Annotated in this window: 15 protein-coding genes; 7 read left to right on the plus strand and 8 right to left on the minus strand. The window is 57.2% G+C overall.

From position 1 onward, the window contains the following. Nucleotides 1–50: 50 nt before the first annotated feature. The gene (locus B0G52_RS00275) at nt 51–485 is read right to left on the minus strand and encodes a CBS domain-containing protein (RefSeq protein WP_094041519.1); all 435 of its coding nucleotides are present in this window, start codon (nt 483–485) and stop codon (nt 51–53) included. A gap of 134 nt (nt 486–619) precedes the next feature. Continuing rightward, nucleotides 620–1,795 carry a M20 metallopeptidase family protein gene (locus B0G52_RS00280; protein WP_094041520.1) on the minus strand — a complete coding sequence of 392 codons (1,176 nt, stop codon included), beginning with the start codon at nt 1,793–1,795 and terminating at the stop codon, nt 620–622. A gap of 241 nt (nt 1,796–2,036) precedes the next feature. Between B0G52_RS00280 and B0G52_RS00285 the strand changes: the two genes are divergently transcribed. Both B0G52_RS00285 and ftsW read left to right on the plus strand, forming a co-directional pair. Continuing rightward, nucleotides 2,037–2,381: a YugN family protein gene (locus B0G52_RS00285; RefSeq protein ID WP_094041521.1), complete on the plus strand. Its 345-nt coding sequence runs from the start codon at nt 2,037–2,039 to the stop codon at nt 2,379–2,381. Nucleotides 2,382–2,401: 20 nt separating this feature from the next. After that, entirely contained in the window at nt 2,402–3,607 is a 1,206-nt protein-coding gene (ftsW, locus tag B0G52_RS00290) for a putative lipid II flippase FtsW (protein ID WP_094041522.1), read from the plus strand. Between the two features lie 63 nt (nt 3,608–3,670). On the opposite strand, the gene B0G52_RS00295 is transcribed toward ftsW, so the two are convergent. Further along, nucleotides 3,671–4,048 carry an Asp23/Gls24 family envelope stress response protein gene (locus B0G52_RS00295; protein ID WP_094041523.1) on the minus strand — a complete coding sequence of 126 codons (378 nt, stop codon included), beginning with the start codon at nt 4,046–4,048 and terminating at the stop codon, nt 3,671–3,673. 182 nt (nt 4,049–4,230) lie between these two features. On the opposite strand from B0G52_RS00295, the gene cax reads away from it, so the two are divergent. Continuing rightward, entirely contained in the window at nt 4,231–5,292 is a 1,062-nt protein-coding gene (cax, locus tag B0G52_RS00300) for a calcium/proton exchanger (protein WP_094041524.1), read from the plus strand. Nucleotides 5,293–5,354: 62 nt separating this feature from the next. Here the strand turns inward: cax and B0G52_RS00305 are convergent, their stop codons facing one another. The 5 genes from B0G52_RS00305 to B0G52_RS00325 all read right to left on the minus strand — a co-directional run bounded on the left by B0G52_RS00305 (nt 5,355) and on the right by B0G52_RS00325 (nt 10,270). Next, nucleotides 5,355–5,645, minus strand: a complete 291-nt coding sequence (locus tag B0G52_RS00305; RefSeq protein WP_094041525.1) for an Fpa/YlaN family protein — start codon at nt 5,643–5,645, stop codon at nt 5,355–5,357. A 299-nt stretch (nt 5,646–5,944) separates the two neighbouring features. Further along, nucleotides 5,945–6,184 (minus strand): HPr family phosphocarrier protein, encoded by a 240-nt coding sequence (locus tag B0G52_RS00310; protein ID WP_094041526.1) that lies wholly within the window; start codon nt 6,182–6,184, stop codon nt 5,945–5,947. 81 nt (nt 6,185–6,265) lie between these two features. Next, complete coding sequence (locus B0G52_RS00315) at nt 6,266–7,384, minus strand: aminopeptidase (RefSeq protein WP_094041527.1); 1,119 nt, start codon at nt 7,382–7,384, stop codon at nt 6,266–6,268. A gap of 50 nt (nt 7,385–7,434) precedes the next feature. Then, complete coding sequence (locus B0G52_RS00320) at nt 7,435–8,142, minus strand: hypothetical protein (protein WP_094041528.1); 708 nt, start codon at nt 8,140–8,142, stop codon at nt 7,435–7,437. A 148-nt stretch (nt 8,143–8,290) separates the two neighbouring features. Continuing rightward, nucleotides 8,291–10,270, minus strand: coding sequence for a sensor domain-containing diguanylate cyclase (locus B0G52_RS00325; protein WP_233162224.1), 1,980 nt, complete (start codon nt 10,268–10,270; stop codon nt 8,291–8,293). 372 nt (nt 10,271–10,642) lie between these two features. On the opposite strand from B0G52_RS00325, the gene rpsD reads away from it, so the two are divergent. The 4 genes from rpsD (at nt 10,643) to B0G52_RS00345 (ending at nt 15,564) form a co-directional block, all read left to right on the plus strand. Next, nucleotides 10,643–11,242: a 30S ribosomal protein S4 gene (gene rpsD / locus B0G52_RS00330; RefSeq protein WP_094041530.1), complete on the plus strand. Its 600-nt coding sequence runs from the start codon at nt 10,643–10,645 to the stop codon at nt 11,240–11,242. 170 nt (nt 11,243–11,412) lie between these two features. Then, on the plus strand, nt 11,413–11,637 hold the full coding sequence (locus B0G52_RS00335) for a DUF1450 domain-containing protein (RefSeq protein ID WP_094041531.1): 225 nt from the start codon (nt 11,413–11,415) through the stop codon (nt 11,635–11,637). Nucleotides 11,638–11,700: 63 nt separating this feature from the next. Then, a complete protein-coding gene (locus B0G52_RS00340) occupies nt 11,701–12,207 on the plus strand; it encodes a ferritin (protein WP_094041532.1) in 507 nt (168 codons plus the stop codon). 231 nt (nt 12,208–12,438) lie between these two features. Further along, nucleotides 12,439–15,564 carry a penicillin-binding protein 1A gene (locus B0G52_RS00345; RefSeq protein WP_094041533.1) on the plus strand — a complete coding sequence of 1,042 codons (3,126 nt, stop codon included), beginning with the start codon at nt 12,439–12,441 and terminating at the stop codon, nt 15,562–15,564. The last annotated feature ends 26 nt before the right edge of the window (nt 15,565–15,590 follow it).

The raw sequence follows: 15,590 nt of genomic DNA on the forward strand, positions 1-15,590 counted from the left end.
TCTCGATAATAATACCTGTTGCCTGACTTAATGGGACGGCCTCGCTATCGTTAATGCGCGTAAGACGAGTTGCCGTGCTCGGAGATTTCGCTCAGCGCCTCTCCCGCTTCGTTGACGAAAATTTCCCGCACGGCCAAGTCGCCGATCGAGACGATGCCTTCCAGATGGCCGTCGTTCACGACCGGAAGCCTGCGGATTTGTTCCGCCGCCATAATCGACGCGGCTTCGTCGACGGACATGTCGGACGGCACCGTCCGAACCCCGTTCGTCACCACTTCGTCCAGAGATTCGGAGCCCGAGCGATTGTCCGCGTAGCCGCGAACGACAAGATCCCGGTCGGTCACGACGCCAACCAGCTTGCGCCCGTCCACGACCGGGATAAAGCCGATATCGTGATCTCTCATCAAACGCGCGGCTTCCGTAATGCTGGCATTCCGGGAAAGCGTCACGCAATCGGTCGACATAATGTCGGCAATTTTCCTCATCGATAGCCTCCTGTATGGCCGAATGACGCCAATGGCGCCCGATCCGGCTTCATTGTTCGGTCCTACAGTAGAGTGACCGAATCACGGAAGCCCCATACAGGTAAAATCGGCTAGGGCGTGTATGCATACACGCCCTAGCCGAAATCGAGCGCGGCATCGTCCGCCACCGCGATCAGAAGCCGGGCCGCGTGCAGCATCGCTTCCTCCTCGATGTCGAACATCGGATGGTGGTGGGGCGCCGAACTCCCCTCCGGCTTGCCCGCCCCGACGAAGAAGAAGCAGCCGGGCTTGCGTTCGAGATAATAAGAGAAGTCTTCGCCGGCCATGATGCGTTCGCACGGTCCGGAAGCCGTGTCCGGCAGCAGCTCGCCTATAATTCGGAGCACCCGGCTGGCTTCGCGCTCGTCGTTCACGACGGGAGGATAGCCCTCGATAAACCGAAACCGGTAATCGCAGCCGTGCATCTCGCACGTGTGCTTGACAATCTCCTCCATCCGCCCCCTCACGAGGGCTCTCATTTCCTTATTAAAGGAGCGAACCGTTCCGGCCAGCTTGCTGCCGGCGGCGATGACGTTGTTGGCCGTGCCCGCGGAAAACCTGCACACGGACAGCACGGCGGCGTCGAGCGGGTTGACGCTGCGCGAGACGATCGTCTGCAGCGCCGAGACGAGAGACGCGCCGGCCAGGAGCGCGTCCCGGCTCTCGTGCGGGAGCCCTCCATGACCGCCGCGGCCGATGATCTCGATCTCGAACTCGTCCGGCGTCGCCATGAAGGGGCCCGGCCGGGTCGTCGCGGTGCCGCACGGCAGCGGAGACCACAGGTGAACGCCGTAGATCGCGTCCACGCCGTCCAGCGCGCCGTCCTCGATCATCCGGATCGCCCCGCCCGGCAGCATCTCCTCTCCGGGCTGGAAGAGAAAGACGCGTGTTCCGGCCGTCTCCGCCCGATGCAGGCTGTAATATTTGGCCACCGCCAGCAGCTCGGCCATATGCCCGTCATGGCCGCATGCATGCATGACTCCGGGGACGGTTGAGCGATACTCGCAATCTTTGGCGTCCTGAATCGGCAAGGCGTCGATATCGGACCTCAGCGCGATCGTCCGGCCCGGCAAGCCGCCGGCGAGCCGCGCGACGATTCCCGTTCCGGCGACGCCCCGGCGCACCTCCAGTCCCCACTCCTCCAGCAGCGCCGCGATCATGGCGGACGTTTCGTGTTCCTGGAAGCTCAGCTCGGGATGCCGATGCAGATGTCGGCGCCATTTCACCATCTCCCCGTAAAGAGGCTGAAGCGTTTGCTCGTTGACCGTCATGGCGACGACTCCTTTCCGTAAACCGCGTATTTTTATTATTGTATCAGAAACGGCAAGGCTCCGTAACCTACCGGGAGAGCGGGCGAAGAGAATTGTCAATGAACGTTCGAACTTAGGTCCCGATGCAGGCTTGCAGAAGGCATGCAAACCGACTATCATGGAAGTGGACAGCGCTTGCCCCAACGGGCTCCGAGCGCAAGCAGCCTGCACGTTGGATTGTACCTACATAAGGAGGATCACCATGTTACTCGAAAATACAGGGTTAAACGGAATGCGCAGCGATCTGGGCCATCTGGACGAGTCCGGCGACAAGCTCGGCTTCGTACGCTGGCAGTGGGAATATCGCCGCGCGACTTACGATCTGAAGCTGCACGACCGCACAAGCGGGCAAGATTACTATCTGCGCATCGCGACGAGAGCCGTCGAGGGCAAATTGGAAAATCCGGACGCCGTTCTGGAAGTGGAAGCCGTCTATCTCGGACGCTCGACGTTCCCGCACGGACTGGATTACGAATCTCCGATTCCCGAGCCGATCTTGAATGCCGCTAATCAACGCGCGCAGGATCTGAAGAAGCTGCTATCCTAAGCGGCACGGGGGAATTCGGGATGAAATCTCCGGAGAGCGGCCAGCGCGGCGCGCCAGATTTTCTGTTGCTGATACTGACGCTTCTGCTCGTAGGATTCGGACTTGTCATGGTTTTCAGCGCCAGCTCCAGCATGGCGGTCACTAAGCCCGCCTACAACAATGACGCCTTCTACTTCCTGAAGCGTCAATTGATGTGGGTCGGGCTAGGCACGTTTATCATGCTGATTCTGATGAACATCCACTATCAGAAATACAAGAAGCTGTTTCTGTTGTTCTTCATCGGCACGCTTGTCCTGCTCGTTCTCGTTCCGATCATCGGGGAGACGCGGAACGGCGCGAAAAGCTGGTTTGGAGTCGGTTCGTTCGGCGTTCAACCGACCGAATTCGCGAAGCTGGCGATCATTATGTACTTGGCCGCGATCATCGCGAAGAAGGACGAGAAGTTCCGGAATTTCAAAAAAGGGCTGCTCCCCGTCATGATCGTCGTCGGCTTCTTCGCCTTCCTCATCATGCTTCAGCCCGACTTCGGCTCGTGCGCCATCCTCGTCATGTGCGCGTCGGCCATCGTCGTCGCCGGGGGGTCGAACCTCAAGCACATCCTGCTTTCCTCCGCCGTTCTGATCGGCTTGGCCGCGCTCGGGACAAGCTTCTACCTGCTGCTGAATCCGGACGCGGGATTCGGCTTCCGCGGCGACCGTTTCACCGCTTTCCTCGATCCGCTGGCGGACCAGCAAGGGAGCGGATATCATCTGTCCCGTTCGCTGCAGGCGTTCGGACACGGAGGATTGACCGGCACCGGACTCGGCAACAGCATCCAGAAGCTGTTCTATCTGCCCTACGCGTACAACGACTTCATTTTCGCCGTCATCGGCGAGGAGTTGGGCTTTATCGGCACGACGATCTTTATTCTGTTCTACGTGTTGTTCCTGTGGAGAGCGCTGATCGTCTCCCTGCGCTGCCCGGACATCTACGGCACGCTGGTCGGCATCGGCCTCGTCTCGCTGATCGCGATCCAGGCGCTCATCAATATGGGAGGCGTCAGCGGAGCGATTCCGATTACCGGAGTCACTTTGCCGTTTATCAGCTACGGAGGCTCCTCGATGCTCACGCTGCTCGCGGGGATGGGCATTCTGCTCAGCGTATCCAGGGAGTACAACCGCGTCGAGAAAACGGCGCAGAACGCGCCTCAGGCGCCTTATACGCGCAACAAAGCTTATCATTCATGAACAAAAAGAGCCTTCCGCTTCGCAACTCGCGGGAGGCTCTCTTTTTCGTGTATACGGATGACTCTACTTCACCCGGTTAGGCTCTTCGGTCTCTTCATCCTTGAAGGCTACGCCTTCCACCTTGACGTTGACTTCGACGACGTTCAAGCCCGTCATATTCTCGACGGCTTCCCTTACGTTCTCCTGAAGTCTCCGACCGACTTCCTGAATCGGAATACCGTACTGGACGACGATTCGCAAATCGATGGCCGCTTCGACCTGGCCGACTTCCACGGAGACGCCCTTCTGGGCGTTGCGTCCGCTGAGCCTCTTGGCCAACCCTTCCGATATGCCGCCCGACATCGCGGCGACTCCCGGCGTCTCCAGCGCCGCCAATCCGGCAATCGTGGCGACGACGTCGTCGGAAATCCGTATCATTCCTTGTTGAAGTTCATCCGTCATAGCGGCCCACTCTCCCCGACCTGTTATGCTTCCATTGTAATGGAAGACTACTCCATAATCAACCGCAGCGGCTAACCGCCTCGCATTGTTCAAAACTCTCCGTTTACGAACATACAGAAATTGGGTATAGTAAGAAATGCCAAATCCGGATTTTTACATTCTGCCTTCGAGAAGGTGACCGCTTGTTAAAAAAATCGTTTTATCCTCTGCTCGTCGTTACGTTTCTCCTCAGCGCCCTTTCCCATTATCTGCACTGGGGGATGGAGCTCCAATTCGCCTTCGCCGGAATCGCGATTCTATTCGCGGCCGGCCTGCTCGGCAAAGCGACCGAATCGGTCGCGCACTACGCGGGACAGCGGCTCGGCGGATTTCTGAACGCCACGTTCGGCAACGCGGCGGAGCTGATCATCGCCATCTTCCTGATCAAGGAAGGTCTGTTCGAGATCGTCAAGGCGAGCTTGACGGGCGCCATCATCGGCAATCTGCTGCTGGTGCTCGGCGTGAGCGCTCTGGCCGGAGGATTCAAGTTCAAGGAGCAGAAATTCAACGTCCACCTGGCCGGTCAGAACGCGTCGCTCATGCTGCTGAGCATCATCGCGCTGTTCATTCCCGCCATCTTCGTCAAGACCGAGCACATCTCCGTCGAGGATACATTGAAAATGAGCGAGATCGTAGCCGCCTTCCTCATCGTGGCCTACATCGGCTGGCTTGTCTATTCGATGGTCACCCATAAGGATCTGCTGGCGGACAACGAGGATACGAAAGCCGATCACGGTGAAAGCGCCGGATGGTCCAAGTCGCTGTCCATCGTCCTGCTCGTCGCCGCTACCGTCATGGTCGCCTTCATCAGCGAATGGCTCGTGCATACGCTGGACGCGTTCTCCGCGCGCTTCGGCCTGTCGGAGCTGTTCATCGGCGCCTTCGTCGTGGCCATCGTCGGCAACGCGGCTGAGCATAGCGCGGCCGTCATGCTCGCCATGAAGAACAAGATGGGAGCCGCGGTCGAGATCGCGGTCGGAAGCAGTCTGCAGATCGCCCTCTTCGTCGCTCCGGTGCTCGTCTTCGTCAGCCTGCTGTTCGGCGGGGGCATGAACCTGATTTTCACGACGATCGAGCTCGCGGCCATCGGGGTGGCCGTCTTCATCGCAATCTCCATCTCGCGGGACGGATCGACGACCTGGTTCGAAGGCATGCTGCTGCTGTTCGTCTACGTCATTCTCGGAGTTGCCTTTTTCTTCGTTTGACGGTCTCTCCGCCATATTGTCTCGCAAAAAAAGAAGAGCAGCAACCCTGCCCTGTCAGGGTGCTACTCTTCTTTCTTTTCCAACGCTTCGTATAGCATCGCCAGATTGCGTTCCAGTTGGCTGATCAGCAGCTTGCCTGCATTCTCGTCGACCAACCCCGCACGCACCGCGAAATCCACCGCCCGTGAGAAGCCGTACATCTGGGTGTCCAGAACTTCTTCGTATAACGGGCATTTACGAGTCGTTAGGTTTTCCATCTGGATAGCGATCAACTTCTCGATTTTATCGGCGTCTTCCTGAAGCAGCCTTAGCGCTTTCTCGTGAAGATCGATTAGGGTATCCGATGCTGCCATTCCCACTCCCCCTGTGCCCTTGCTTCCAATTGTAAGCCATTCTTCGCCAGAACGACGAACCGCCCCATGCCATTGTTTCTAGCTATCACTTTTATATTAGACCATAATGCCCGGAAGCACAAGGACAGGTGGCCGTATTCCCGAAACTTTCCGGTTCCAAGCCAAAAGGCCTTCGCCGTTCTTAGGACGGAGAATGCGTTTTGTCGGAGACGATTCAGACAAATAAAAGAGCCGCCCCTCCGGTACGATACCGCAAGGAACGGCTCCATCATGAACCAATCCCGAAAAACTGAAACGGATTATTCCACGACTTTGACGTTCAAACCGTGCTTGGAGAAAATATCTCCGAGTTCCTTCTTCGCTTCCTCGGCATCCGGACCGTGTACGTGAAGCTCATAAGAAAGGTTGCCTACGAGCGTCGTGAACAATCCCAGAATGCTTTTCACGTCGATGTACTTGTTATCCGCTTGAAGAACGATGGAAGAGCGGAACTTGTTTGCGGTTTGGGACAACTCTACAATAGCCGCATTGTTCGACATAGGATTCCCTCCTAAATTTAGGCGTAACAATCTCTCCCACATCATAACTTGTTCCCCCATTTTCACGCAAGGGGAAAAAAATCATGATTTCAAGAAATCGGGGTTAAGGCCTTCCAATTCCGGGACGACGAACAGCCCGTCCTTGCGGATCAGCACGTCGTCGAAGTAGACTTCTCCGCCGCCGTACTCGGGGCGTTGAATGAGAACGAGATCCCAATGGATGGACGAACGGTTGCCGTTGTCGGTCACCTCGTACGCCTGTCCCGGGGTGAAATGCAGGCTGCCCGCGATCTTCTCGTCGAACAGCGTATCCTTCATCGGATGAAGAATATACGGGTTAAAGCCGAGGCTGAATTCGCCGATATGGCGCGCGCCGTCGTCGCTGTCCAGAATCGCGTTGATCCGGTCCGTGTCGTTGGCCGTCGCTTCGACGATTTTGCCGTTCTTGAACGTGAATTTGACATTCTCGAACGTAAATCCGTTATAGACGCTCGGCGTATTGTACGAGATTGTGCCGTTCACGGAATTGCGCACCGGACAGGAATACACTTCTCCGTCGGGGATGTTGCGCTCTCCGGAGCACTTCTGGGCGCCGATGCCTTTGATCGAGAACGTCAGATCCGTGCCCGGGCCGACGATGCGAACCTTGTCGGTGCGCGCCATCAGCTGCTGCAGCGGGTCCATGGCGCGGTCCATCTTGGCGTAATCGAGATTGCAGACGTCGAAGTAGAAATCCTCGAACGCCTCGGTGCTCATGTTGGCCGATTGCGCCATTGAGCCGTTCGGATAGCGCAGGATGACCCACTTCGTCTTCTTCACCCGCTGCTCCATATGTACCGGATGGCGATGAATGCGATCGTACGCCTTCATGCGGTCCGCCGGCACGTCGGCCAGTTCGTTGGCGTTGTCGCCCGCGCGGATGCCGATATAAGCGTCCATTCGCTTCATCCGCTCCAAATCGTATTCGGCCCAAGTTTCCAACTGCGCGTCGGTGGCATTGAGAAGCAAGGTGCGAAGAACGGAGCGGTCCTCTATTTCGACGAACGGATTTCCCCCGAGCTTCGCCACTTCCTCGATCAGGCTCTTCAGCAATTCCCGTTCGGTGCCGATCATTTCGATAAGTACGTTTTCTCCCGGCTTGACTTTCACCGAGTAGCCGGCCAAGTTGGCGGCCAGCCGCCGGATTCGCGGATCTCTCATGATAGCTGCTCTCCTTCTGCTGTCGCTGTGTTCTTCTACATTGTACCACCTTAGGCTTTGGCAAGGAAATTCGTTTCCGAAGTTCGCTTCTCGCGATATGATTTCCCTTCCCACGAATAAGTCAGCTCCGTCAGCTCCGACATGCGGCCGGGAAACCAGCTCTTCGGATCGGCCGTCCAGATGACGACCGTATCGACCTTTAACGTATCCAGTGCGGCCTCCAGCTTACGCTCGGCGGCTTCCAGAGCGCTCCGAGCCTGCTCCGCGGCATACAACCGCTTATCCGCCCGGACTTCCGCCATCTCCTCCCGCAAGACGTCCGCAATGCGCCGTTTCGCCGCTTCCTCGTTCAGCCGAATGCGAATGCGCACGGGCTCGCCCGGCGTCGGAGGATCGGCGTAGGAGATCGACGCGTTGCGGCCGTTCAACGCTTCGAGCAGGCTCAGCGGCTTATACCCCGGACCGAACTCCCGGGACCGCCCCGCGTCCATACCCGGCTCCGTCCAGTTCAGCTTCAGATTGCCGTGACGGCTGACCTCTCCTTCGAACGCCGCCCTCGTCTCCATCTTCCCTCCGGGATTGTACAAAGCCAGCTCGCCCGCAAACCCGTAGCTGTCGCTGCCGGACAGCGCCGAAGCCGACAAAGCGAAAGCCTGATCCGCAGGCAGGCTCCCGACCCGCCCCATGCAGCCCGTCAACATCAGCAGCAGCCATCCCGCTCCGCAGATCGCTGCGCCAAACCGAATTGCCCCTTTCATTCCGATCCCCCCTTTCGCTTCGTATCGTTTCCCCATTTGCCTCGTCTATGCACCCGATCCCGAACATGCCCCCCAAACGCGCTCAGGCGGCGCCGGGATAATCTCCCGGCGCCGCCTGAGCTTCTCTGTCATTCCGTTAAGTTCCAGCCTATCCGACGACGATGCAGTTGCGCCCGTGGTGCTTCGCTTCGTACAACGCCATGTCCGCCTTATAGAACAGCGTCTCGACGCTGATCTTGTCGTCCTGCAGCCGCCATTCCGAAATGCCGCACGACACGGTCACCTGGGGGTTCGTCTCCGCCTCGACCCGCTGCCGAATTCTTTCCGCCACCCGCTGGGTCTGCTCCAGACTGAGCAACGGCAAATAGATCGCGAGCTCTTCTCCGCCCCATCGGGCCGCGATATCGCTGTCCCGAATCGACGTGCGAATGATCTGGCTGACCTGAATGAGAATGTCGTCGCCGACCTGATGACCGTAGGTGTCGTTGATTTTCTTGAAATGGTCAATATCGACGACAATCAGCGATCCGGAGCTGTCCCGAAGCTGCTTGCGGCCGATTCGTTCGTTCAAGTAGTGGCGCGCGTACAGGCCGGTCAGGTTGTCGGTAATGACCATCCTGCGCACTTCGGCATGCAGGGTAGCGTTCGAGATGGCCAAGCCCAGATGCGCCGACAGCACCTGCAGCAGCTTGTAGTTGTCGTAGGAGAAATGGTTCGGCTCCCGCTTCGCGATCATGACGGCGCCGATCACCTCCCCGTTGAGCAGCAGCGGCGAAGCGAGCAAGGAACGGGAAAGCGTCACGTCCATTAGCTTGGACGCGACGGGGGTCGCCGAACAGTAGTCCGACAAAATGATCGGTTCCTTCGTCGACCACATGACGCCGCAAAAGCCGTATTCCTTCGAATACGCGTCTCCGATCATCTCCGCCACGTTCGAGGACATCACCATGAATTGCTGCAGCGCCTTGTCGAACTGGAGGATGCAGCAAAAATCGGATTTGAATATCGCCAGCAGCTCGGCGGATGCGAACTGCATCGTCTCCGACAGCTTCAGGCTGCTGTTCAGCCTATGCGTGAGCTCGTTGATCAGGCGCAGTTCCCCGACGAGAACGTTGGCCTGCTCGTGAAGCTTGGCCTTCTCGAACGCGGCGCCCGCGGCCCCCGCCAGCATCGTGAGGAAGCTGATATCCGCTTCGTCGAATTGGCTCTCCGGCATATCCAGCCGGAGCACGCCGTACACGCCCTGCTTGCCCGACAGCGGCAGCGCGATGCGATGCCGGCCGGCCGACAGCTCCTCCCGGATTTTCCCGTCGAGGAACGCCGCCTTGCACAGGTCCATGTCGTTCAGATGAAAGGCGAGCGGACGGACTTTCTCATTGGGGCTCGTATAGTCCTGCGACAGAAACAGGTCCGCCTTGCAGATCGGGTATAGCTGTTCAAGGCTGTCCAGCACTTCGGACAGCACGTTCTCGACATCGATATGGTCGTTCAGCCGCCTCATGACGCCGAACAGAATGTTCCTGCGGGCTTCTTCCTTCTTGGACAGTTTGCGTTCCCTCAGCAAACCGCCGACGAACAAATTCTCGAAGTCCCGATAGATGCAGCTTCTTATATGAAGCGCCGCGGCCTGAAGGAGCTTCAGGTCGCCTGCTTGCGCCGCGCCCGCAGGGAGCAGGCAAGCGACGACCGCGCACGGAAAGCCGGTCGTTCTCGTGAAGATCGGCACGGCGATCGAATCGTATTCTTTCAGCTTGGCGACCCGATGCTCTTCCGCCCGCATCAGCGTCGGCCGGCAAGTGTCCAACGCCCTGCTGGCGGCCGTAGGACCTATTACCTCTTCGCTCCAGGAAGGAAGATCGGCTTCCGTCTCTTCCGGCACCCGATTCGCGACGACGTTCGTCCCGTCCGGATGGAGCAGCGCCATCGGCCCTCCGAGCCAAGGGAATCCTTCCACTTCTTCCAACCACTCCGCGAAGCCGTTCGTCAGCAAATCGTGGATATACGGCAAGTCCGCTTCGGTTAGCTCCTGCTTCTGCAGCCAGTGCGGCAGTTGCTGACGGGTGCGGGATGGATTCTCCGTATTGTCTTGCGTTTCGTGATGCTGCTGCATTTTCCGCTTAAGGACCATACCCGACACCTCCATCCCCCGATGTCTCTTTCTTTTTACTATACAATGAAACCGTGATTTTTGCACTAGCTTCATAGAAGTCCATAGCCTTCCGGCTTATTTTTTTAAGCGCTTTCTCTCCTGTCCTGCTTCGCCGGTCCGGTATTGCAAACCGTTGAACGAAACGAATGGTTCTTGACATTTCCCCTCAACTTCTTATAATATATCTTGTTGAATACTGGGCTTAGATCTTGTGGCACCCTCTCGGACGATCCACCAGCGGGCAGCGGCTGAACTTCCCTGCTGGAACCGGGCATTCCGGTTAAGGAAAATCCGCGCAACGAAACCCATTTTCAAAACCATATTCATTTTGAAAAAGGAGTTTTCACACACATGGCAAGATATACAGGTCCTAAGTTCAAGCTAAGTCGCCGCCTGGGCATTTCCCTGAGCGGATCGGGCAAGGAATTGAAACGCGCATTCCCTCCGGGACAACACGGCGCCAACCAACGCCGCAAAATCAGCGGATACGGCATGCAACTGCAAGAGAAACAAAAGCTTCGTCACATGTACGGCCTGAACGAGAAGCAATTCCGCAACTTGTTCGACCGCGCTTCGAAGCAGCAAGGTATCGCCGGCGACAACTTCTTGATCCTGTTGGAGAGCCGTCTCGACAATCTTGTCTACCGTCTCGGCTGGGCTAACTCCCGCTACGGTTCCCGTCAATTGGTCTCCCACGGCCACGTGACGGTCAACGGCAAGAAAGTCGACATCGCTTCCTACACGGTGCAAGTCGGCGACGTGATCGGCCTTCGCGAGCGTAGCCGCTCCCTGAAGTCGATCAAAGAAGCTCTGGAAGGACGTCACCACATTCCAGGCTACGTGGACTTCAACGCCAACGCAATGGAAGGCAAGTACACTCGTCTTCCGGACCGCGGCGAGCTGTCCCAAGAAATCGACGTTAAACAAATCGTCGAATTCTACAGCCGTTAATCGTCTTTCCAAGCCTCGGCGCCTCTCGTCTTCCTTATCCAAGGAAGCGAGGGGCGTTTTTTATTGCCCGCGGACGAAGTCTCGATTTTTCTCATTGACAATGATAATGAGAATTAATATCATTTTATGGAGAATCGATACGTCGAAGAGGAAAGCCGGTGCGTGCCCCCATGAAAAAAATCAAATTTTGCTGCCGGAACTTCAAGCACGGTTCCAAGTCCGTGTACAAAACGCTAAAAGCCGAGTACCCGGATCTCAAGCGCAAGAAAAAAGATTGCCTGGGCGTCTGCAAGCTGTGCACGAAGCAATGCATGGCTCTGATCGGCAAAACCGAAGTCGTCGTCGCCCCTTCCCCCGAAGCGTTGTACGAGAAATTGAAGCAGCGGATAGGATGACTCGACGCTTTATGGTACAATTCGGGTAGAAACTGCCAGATTCCATAAGGAGTGAGTCGCGAGATGATCAACGAAACTTTAAGCAAAGCCCTGAACGACCAACTGAACTACGAGCTGTATTCCTCGCACGTGTATTTGGCGATCGCGGCCTACTGCTCCGGCGAGAGCCTGGACGGCTTCGCCAATTTCTTCACCGTACAGGCGGAAGAAGAGAAATTCCATGCGATGAAAATCTACAAATACTTAAACGACCGCGGCATTCGCGTCACGCTGTCCGGCATGGACACGCCGAACAACGAATATTCGTCCGTGCTCGACGCTTACGAGCATGCCTACGAGCACGAGCAGGAAGTGACCCGGCGCATCTATCATCTGTCCGATCTGGCCCTCAACGACCGCGAGCATGCGACGATCCAGTTCCTCAAATGGTTCATCGACGAACAGGTCGAAGAGGAATCGATGTTCGACACGATCATCAACAAGCTTAAGCGGATCGACAAGGACAGCAACGCCTTCTTCATGATGGATGCCGAGTTCGCCGCCCGCACGTTCACTCCCCCGGCTCTGTAAGCCGCGCAAACGCGATAAGGATCGCCCGCTGTCGTCCTCGGATGACGGGGCGATCTTTTTTTGTCTGTCGAAAACACAACCTCCGCCCGATTGCTGCGTATAACCGTTACGGTACGGAATCGCAAGGCTCCCGGAGCAAGCGCGTTCCGCGGGAGCGACCTTCCAAGGAAGCCAAACTATGGTTATGTATGCTATAATAGTTCTGTTTGTTGAAGGAGGCTTTCTAAAATTATGACGACTACTAAACAACCCCCTTCGGAGCCAGAACGCAAGGGCGAAGGCTTCAAGACGGCGGGGAAAATCGCAGGATTCACCGTTCTCTGGCTGATCCTGTTCGGGATTCTGGCCGGACTCGTCGGCGCCGGAGCGGTAGCGGGCTTCGTCGCTTCCCTCGTTCATGAAGAACCGATTCGCGATCGTGCCTTCATAGAAGAAAAGATCAACGAAAACGCGATTACCGGATTCGTCTATTTCAACGACGGAACCCCGATCGGACAGCTCCGCTCGGAGGAGGACCGCAGGCCGGTCACCTACGACCAGATTCCGCAAATTATCGTCGACGCGGTCATCGCCATCGAAGACAAAAACTTCTTCACGCACCCCGGCGTCGATACGAACGGCCTGTTCCGCGCCGTGAAGCAGCAGCTGCTGAACGAGAGCGTACAGACCGGCGGTAGCACGATCACGCAGCAGCTCGCCCGGCGCGTCTTCCTGAACCTGGACCAGACGTCCAGCCGCAAAGCCAAGGAAATCTTCCTGTCGCTGCGCCTGGAACGGTATTTGAGCAAAGAGGAAATTTTGACGGCCTACTTGAACAAGGTGCCTTACGGCAACGGCTCCAACGGCTATCAAGTGTTCGGCATTAAAGCGGCGTCCAAGGGCATCTTCGGCATCGACAAGCTGGATCAGCTGAACATCGCCCAAGCGGCCTATCTCGCGGGCGTGCCGCAGCTCCCTTCCCTCTATTCCGCTTTTAACGGCAAGGGAGAGTTCAACGAGAAGAACTTCAAGCGCGCGGTCACGCGCCAGAAGCTCGTGCTCAGCCGCATGCTCGAGGAGAACAAGATCACGAAGGCGCAATACGACGAGGCGCTCGCTTTCGACTTGTACAAGTCGCTCGCCAAGCCTACGGAGAAAGCGTACAATACTTATCCTTACTTGATGCTCGAAGCCGAGCGGCAAGCCGCCGAGCTTCTCGTCATGAAGCAAAATCCGGATCTGACCCGCGAAGACTTGAAGAAGAAGGAAAACTCTTCCCTGGTCGAAGAAGCCCGCGCGCAGCTGCTGCGAGGCGGCTATAAAGTGACGACGACCATCGACAAGAAAATTTACAATTTGATGCACGATATCGCGGAAAACCCGGAAAACTTCGCGAAGGATCATCCGGTCAAAGGCGTGGAACAGATCGCCGCCGTCCTGATGGACCATAAGACGGGAGCGATTCTGGGCATGATCGAAGGACGCGACTTCCACATCGAGCAGATGAACTTCGCGACCCAGATGGTCCGGCAACCCGGCTCCGCGATGAAGCCGATCGCCGCTTACTTGCCCGCGATCGACAAAGGGCTCATACAGCCCGGCAGCGTTCTGGACGATTCTCCGATCATCCTGAAAAACGGCGGCGGAGGCTACCATATCCCGAAAAACTCCAACAACCGTTACTCGGGTCTTGTCACTGCGCGCCAAGCGTTAAACAGCTCTTATAACATACCTGCGCTGAAAATATTCCTGGACAAAGTCGGCATCAAGGATTCCTGGGAATTCGTACGTTCCCTCGGCATCACGACGCTGGTCAAGGAAGACGACGAAGCGCAAACGGGCGTTATCGGCGGCTTGAAGTACGGAACGTCCGTCGAGGAATTGACGAACGCCTACGCCGCAATCGCGAACAAGGGCGTGTTCAACGACGCTTACCTGATCGAGAGTATTCGCGACGCGAACAACCAGATCGTGTACAAGCACGAATTGAATCCGAAGCAGGTCGTCTCGGAGCAATCCGCCTACTTGATGACGGATATGCTGCGCACGGTCGTCACCAACGGCACGGCGACTTCCCTGATGTCACAGTACAAAAATTATAAGAATATCCCGATCGTCGGCAAAACCGGCACGACGCAAAACTATAGCGACGTCTGGTTCGAAGGCTTCACGCCGGACATCACGCTCGGAGTTTGGGCCGGATACGAAAAGGTCATTCATACGCTCTCCTCGGACAGCCACAGTCGGGCCCGCACGATCTGGGCCAAGATCATGAACGAAGTGACCGAGGCGAAGCCTGAGTTGTTTCCGACCAAGACGTTCGAGAAGCCGGACGACATCGTCTCGATGACGGTATCCAGCGTCAGCGGCAAGCTGCCTACGGACTTGACCAAGCAAGCGGGCAAACTGGTCACTGACATTTTCAACCGCAAGTTTATTCCGACCGAGTCCGACGACGCTCTGGTCAAGGTCAAGTATATTTCCTACAACGGGGTCAATTATTTGCCTCAGGACGGCACGCCTGAAGATCTGCTGCGGGAATCCGTCATGGTCGTCCGGGAATCGCCGCTCGACACGTTGATCGAGGAACTGCAGGCGAAGCTGGGTCAAGTCGCGGCCCAAAGCCGCAAGCCTCTCGCGTATTACTTGCCTAAAGACGCGGGCGAAAGCGCGCCCTCCAAGATCGACCCGAGAGTCGAAGACGGAGCCGTGCCAAGTGCGCCGCGCAACGTGGCGGTCGAGACGCTCAACAACATAGCGAGAATAACGTTTAGCGCGCCTCCGCAAGCGGACGTCGCCGGCTATCGTCTGTACCGCTCCATTAACGGAAGCCCGTTCCAGAAGGTCGAAGCTTCCTTGCCTGTCGGAGAAGACTTGAAGTTCGTCAACTACATCAGCGCCCGCCAATCGTACAGCTACTACGTGACGGCCGTGGACGTCGCAGGCAACGAATCGGTTGCGAGCGACATCATCTCGACGGACGGCGGCATCATCGTCGATCCTACGCTGCCCGGCCAGACGGACCCGGGAACCGGCAACGGCGACGGCGGCGACAATCCGGATACCGGGGTTCCTCCGGAAATTCCAAGCGGCGGCAACAGCAACGCTCCGTCTTCGCCTAGCGGCCTGAACGCTCGCGGCACGGATATCGGTGTCGTCCTGACCTGGAACGCGAATCCTTCGGAAGAAGGCGTAACCCAGTATCAAGTCTGGTACAGCGGCTCAGAGAACGACAAATACAAGCTGCTGGGCACGACCGAATCGACTTCCTTCGAGTATATCGCCCCCGCTTCCGCGGGCTGGTACAGAATTACGGCGATCAGCCCGTCCGGGGAATCGTCGCCGACTTCCGCCGTCGAAGTCAGATCGGGCGGATAAGGAACTTAATAATAAAAAGGGACGAA

Origin of the sequence: Cohnella sp. SGD-V74 (assembly GCF_003001675.1) — a bacterium.
In the GTDB taxonomy this organism is placed as follows: domain Bacteria; phylum Bacillota; class Bacilli; order Paenibacillales; family Paenibacillaceae; genus Cohnella.

Bases quoted from the DNA above. Each gene is read 5' to 3' on its own strand.
- B0G52_RS00280 (WP_094041520.1), bottom strand. From the start codon at position 1,795: ATGACGGTCAACGAGCAAACGCTTCAGCCTCTTTACGGGGAGATGGTG.
- B0G52_RS00340 (WP_094041532.1), top strand. From the start codon at position 11,701: ATGATCAACGAAACTTTAAGCAAAGCCCTGAACGACCAACTGAACTAC.
- B0G52_RS00325 (WP_233162224.1), bottom strand. From the start codon at position 10,270: ATGGTCCTTAAGCGGAAAATGCAGCAGCATCACGAAACGCAAGACAAT.
- B0G52_RS00335 (WP_094041531.1), top strand. From the start codon at position 11,413: ATGAAAAAAATCAAATTTTGCTGCCGGAACTTCAAGCACGGTTCCAAG.
- B0G52_RS00295 (WP_094041523.1), bottom strand. From the start codon at position 4,048: ATGACGGATGAACTTCAACAAGGAATGATACGGATTTCCGACGACGTC.
- B0G52_RS00345 (WP_094041533.1), top strand. From the start codon at position 12,439: ATGACGACTACTAAACAACCCCCTTCGGAGCCAGAACGCAAGGGCGAA.
- B0G52_RS00285 (WP_094041521.1), top strand. From the start codon at position 2,037: ATGTTACTCGAAAATACAGGGTTAAACGGAATGCGCAGCGATCTGGGC.
- B0G52_RS00310 (WP_094041526.1), bottom strand. From the start codon at position 6,184: ATGTCGAACAATGCGGCTATTGTAGAGTTGTCCCAAACCGCAAACAAG.
- B0G52_RS00315 (WP_094041527.1), bottom strand. From the start codon at position 7,384: ATGAGAGATCCGCGAATCCGGCGGCTGGCCGCCAACTTGGCCGGCTAC.
- B0G52_RS00305 (WP_094041525.1), bottom strand. From the start codon at position 5,645: ATGGCAGCATCGGATACCCTAATCGATCTTCACGAGAAAGCGCTAAGG.
- B0G52_RS00275 (WP_094041519.1), bottom strand. From the start codon at position 485: ATGAGGAAAATTGCCGACATTATGTCGACCGATTGCGTGACGCTTTCC.
- B0G52_RS00320 (WP_094041528.1), bottom strand. From the start codon at position 8,142: ATGAAAGGGGCAATTCGGTTTGGCGCAGCGATCTGCGGAGCGGGATGG.
- rpsD (WP_094041530.1), top strand. From the start codon at position 10,643: ATGGCAAGATATACAGGTCCTAAGTTCAAGCTAAGTCGCCGCCTGGGC.
- ftsW (WP_094041522.1), top strand. From the start codon at position 2,402: ATGAAATCTCCGGAGAGCGGCCAGCGCGGCGCGCCAGATTTTCTGTTG.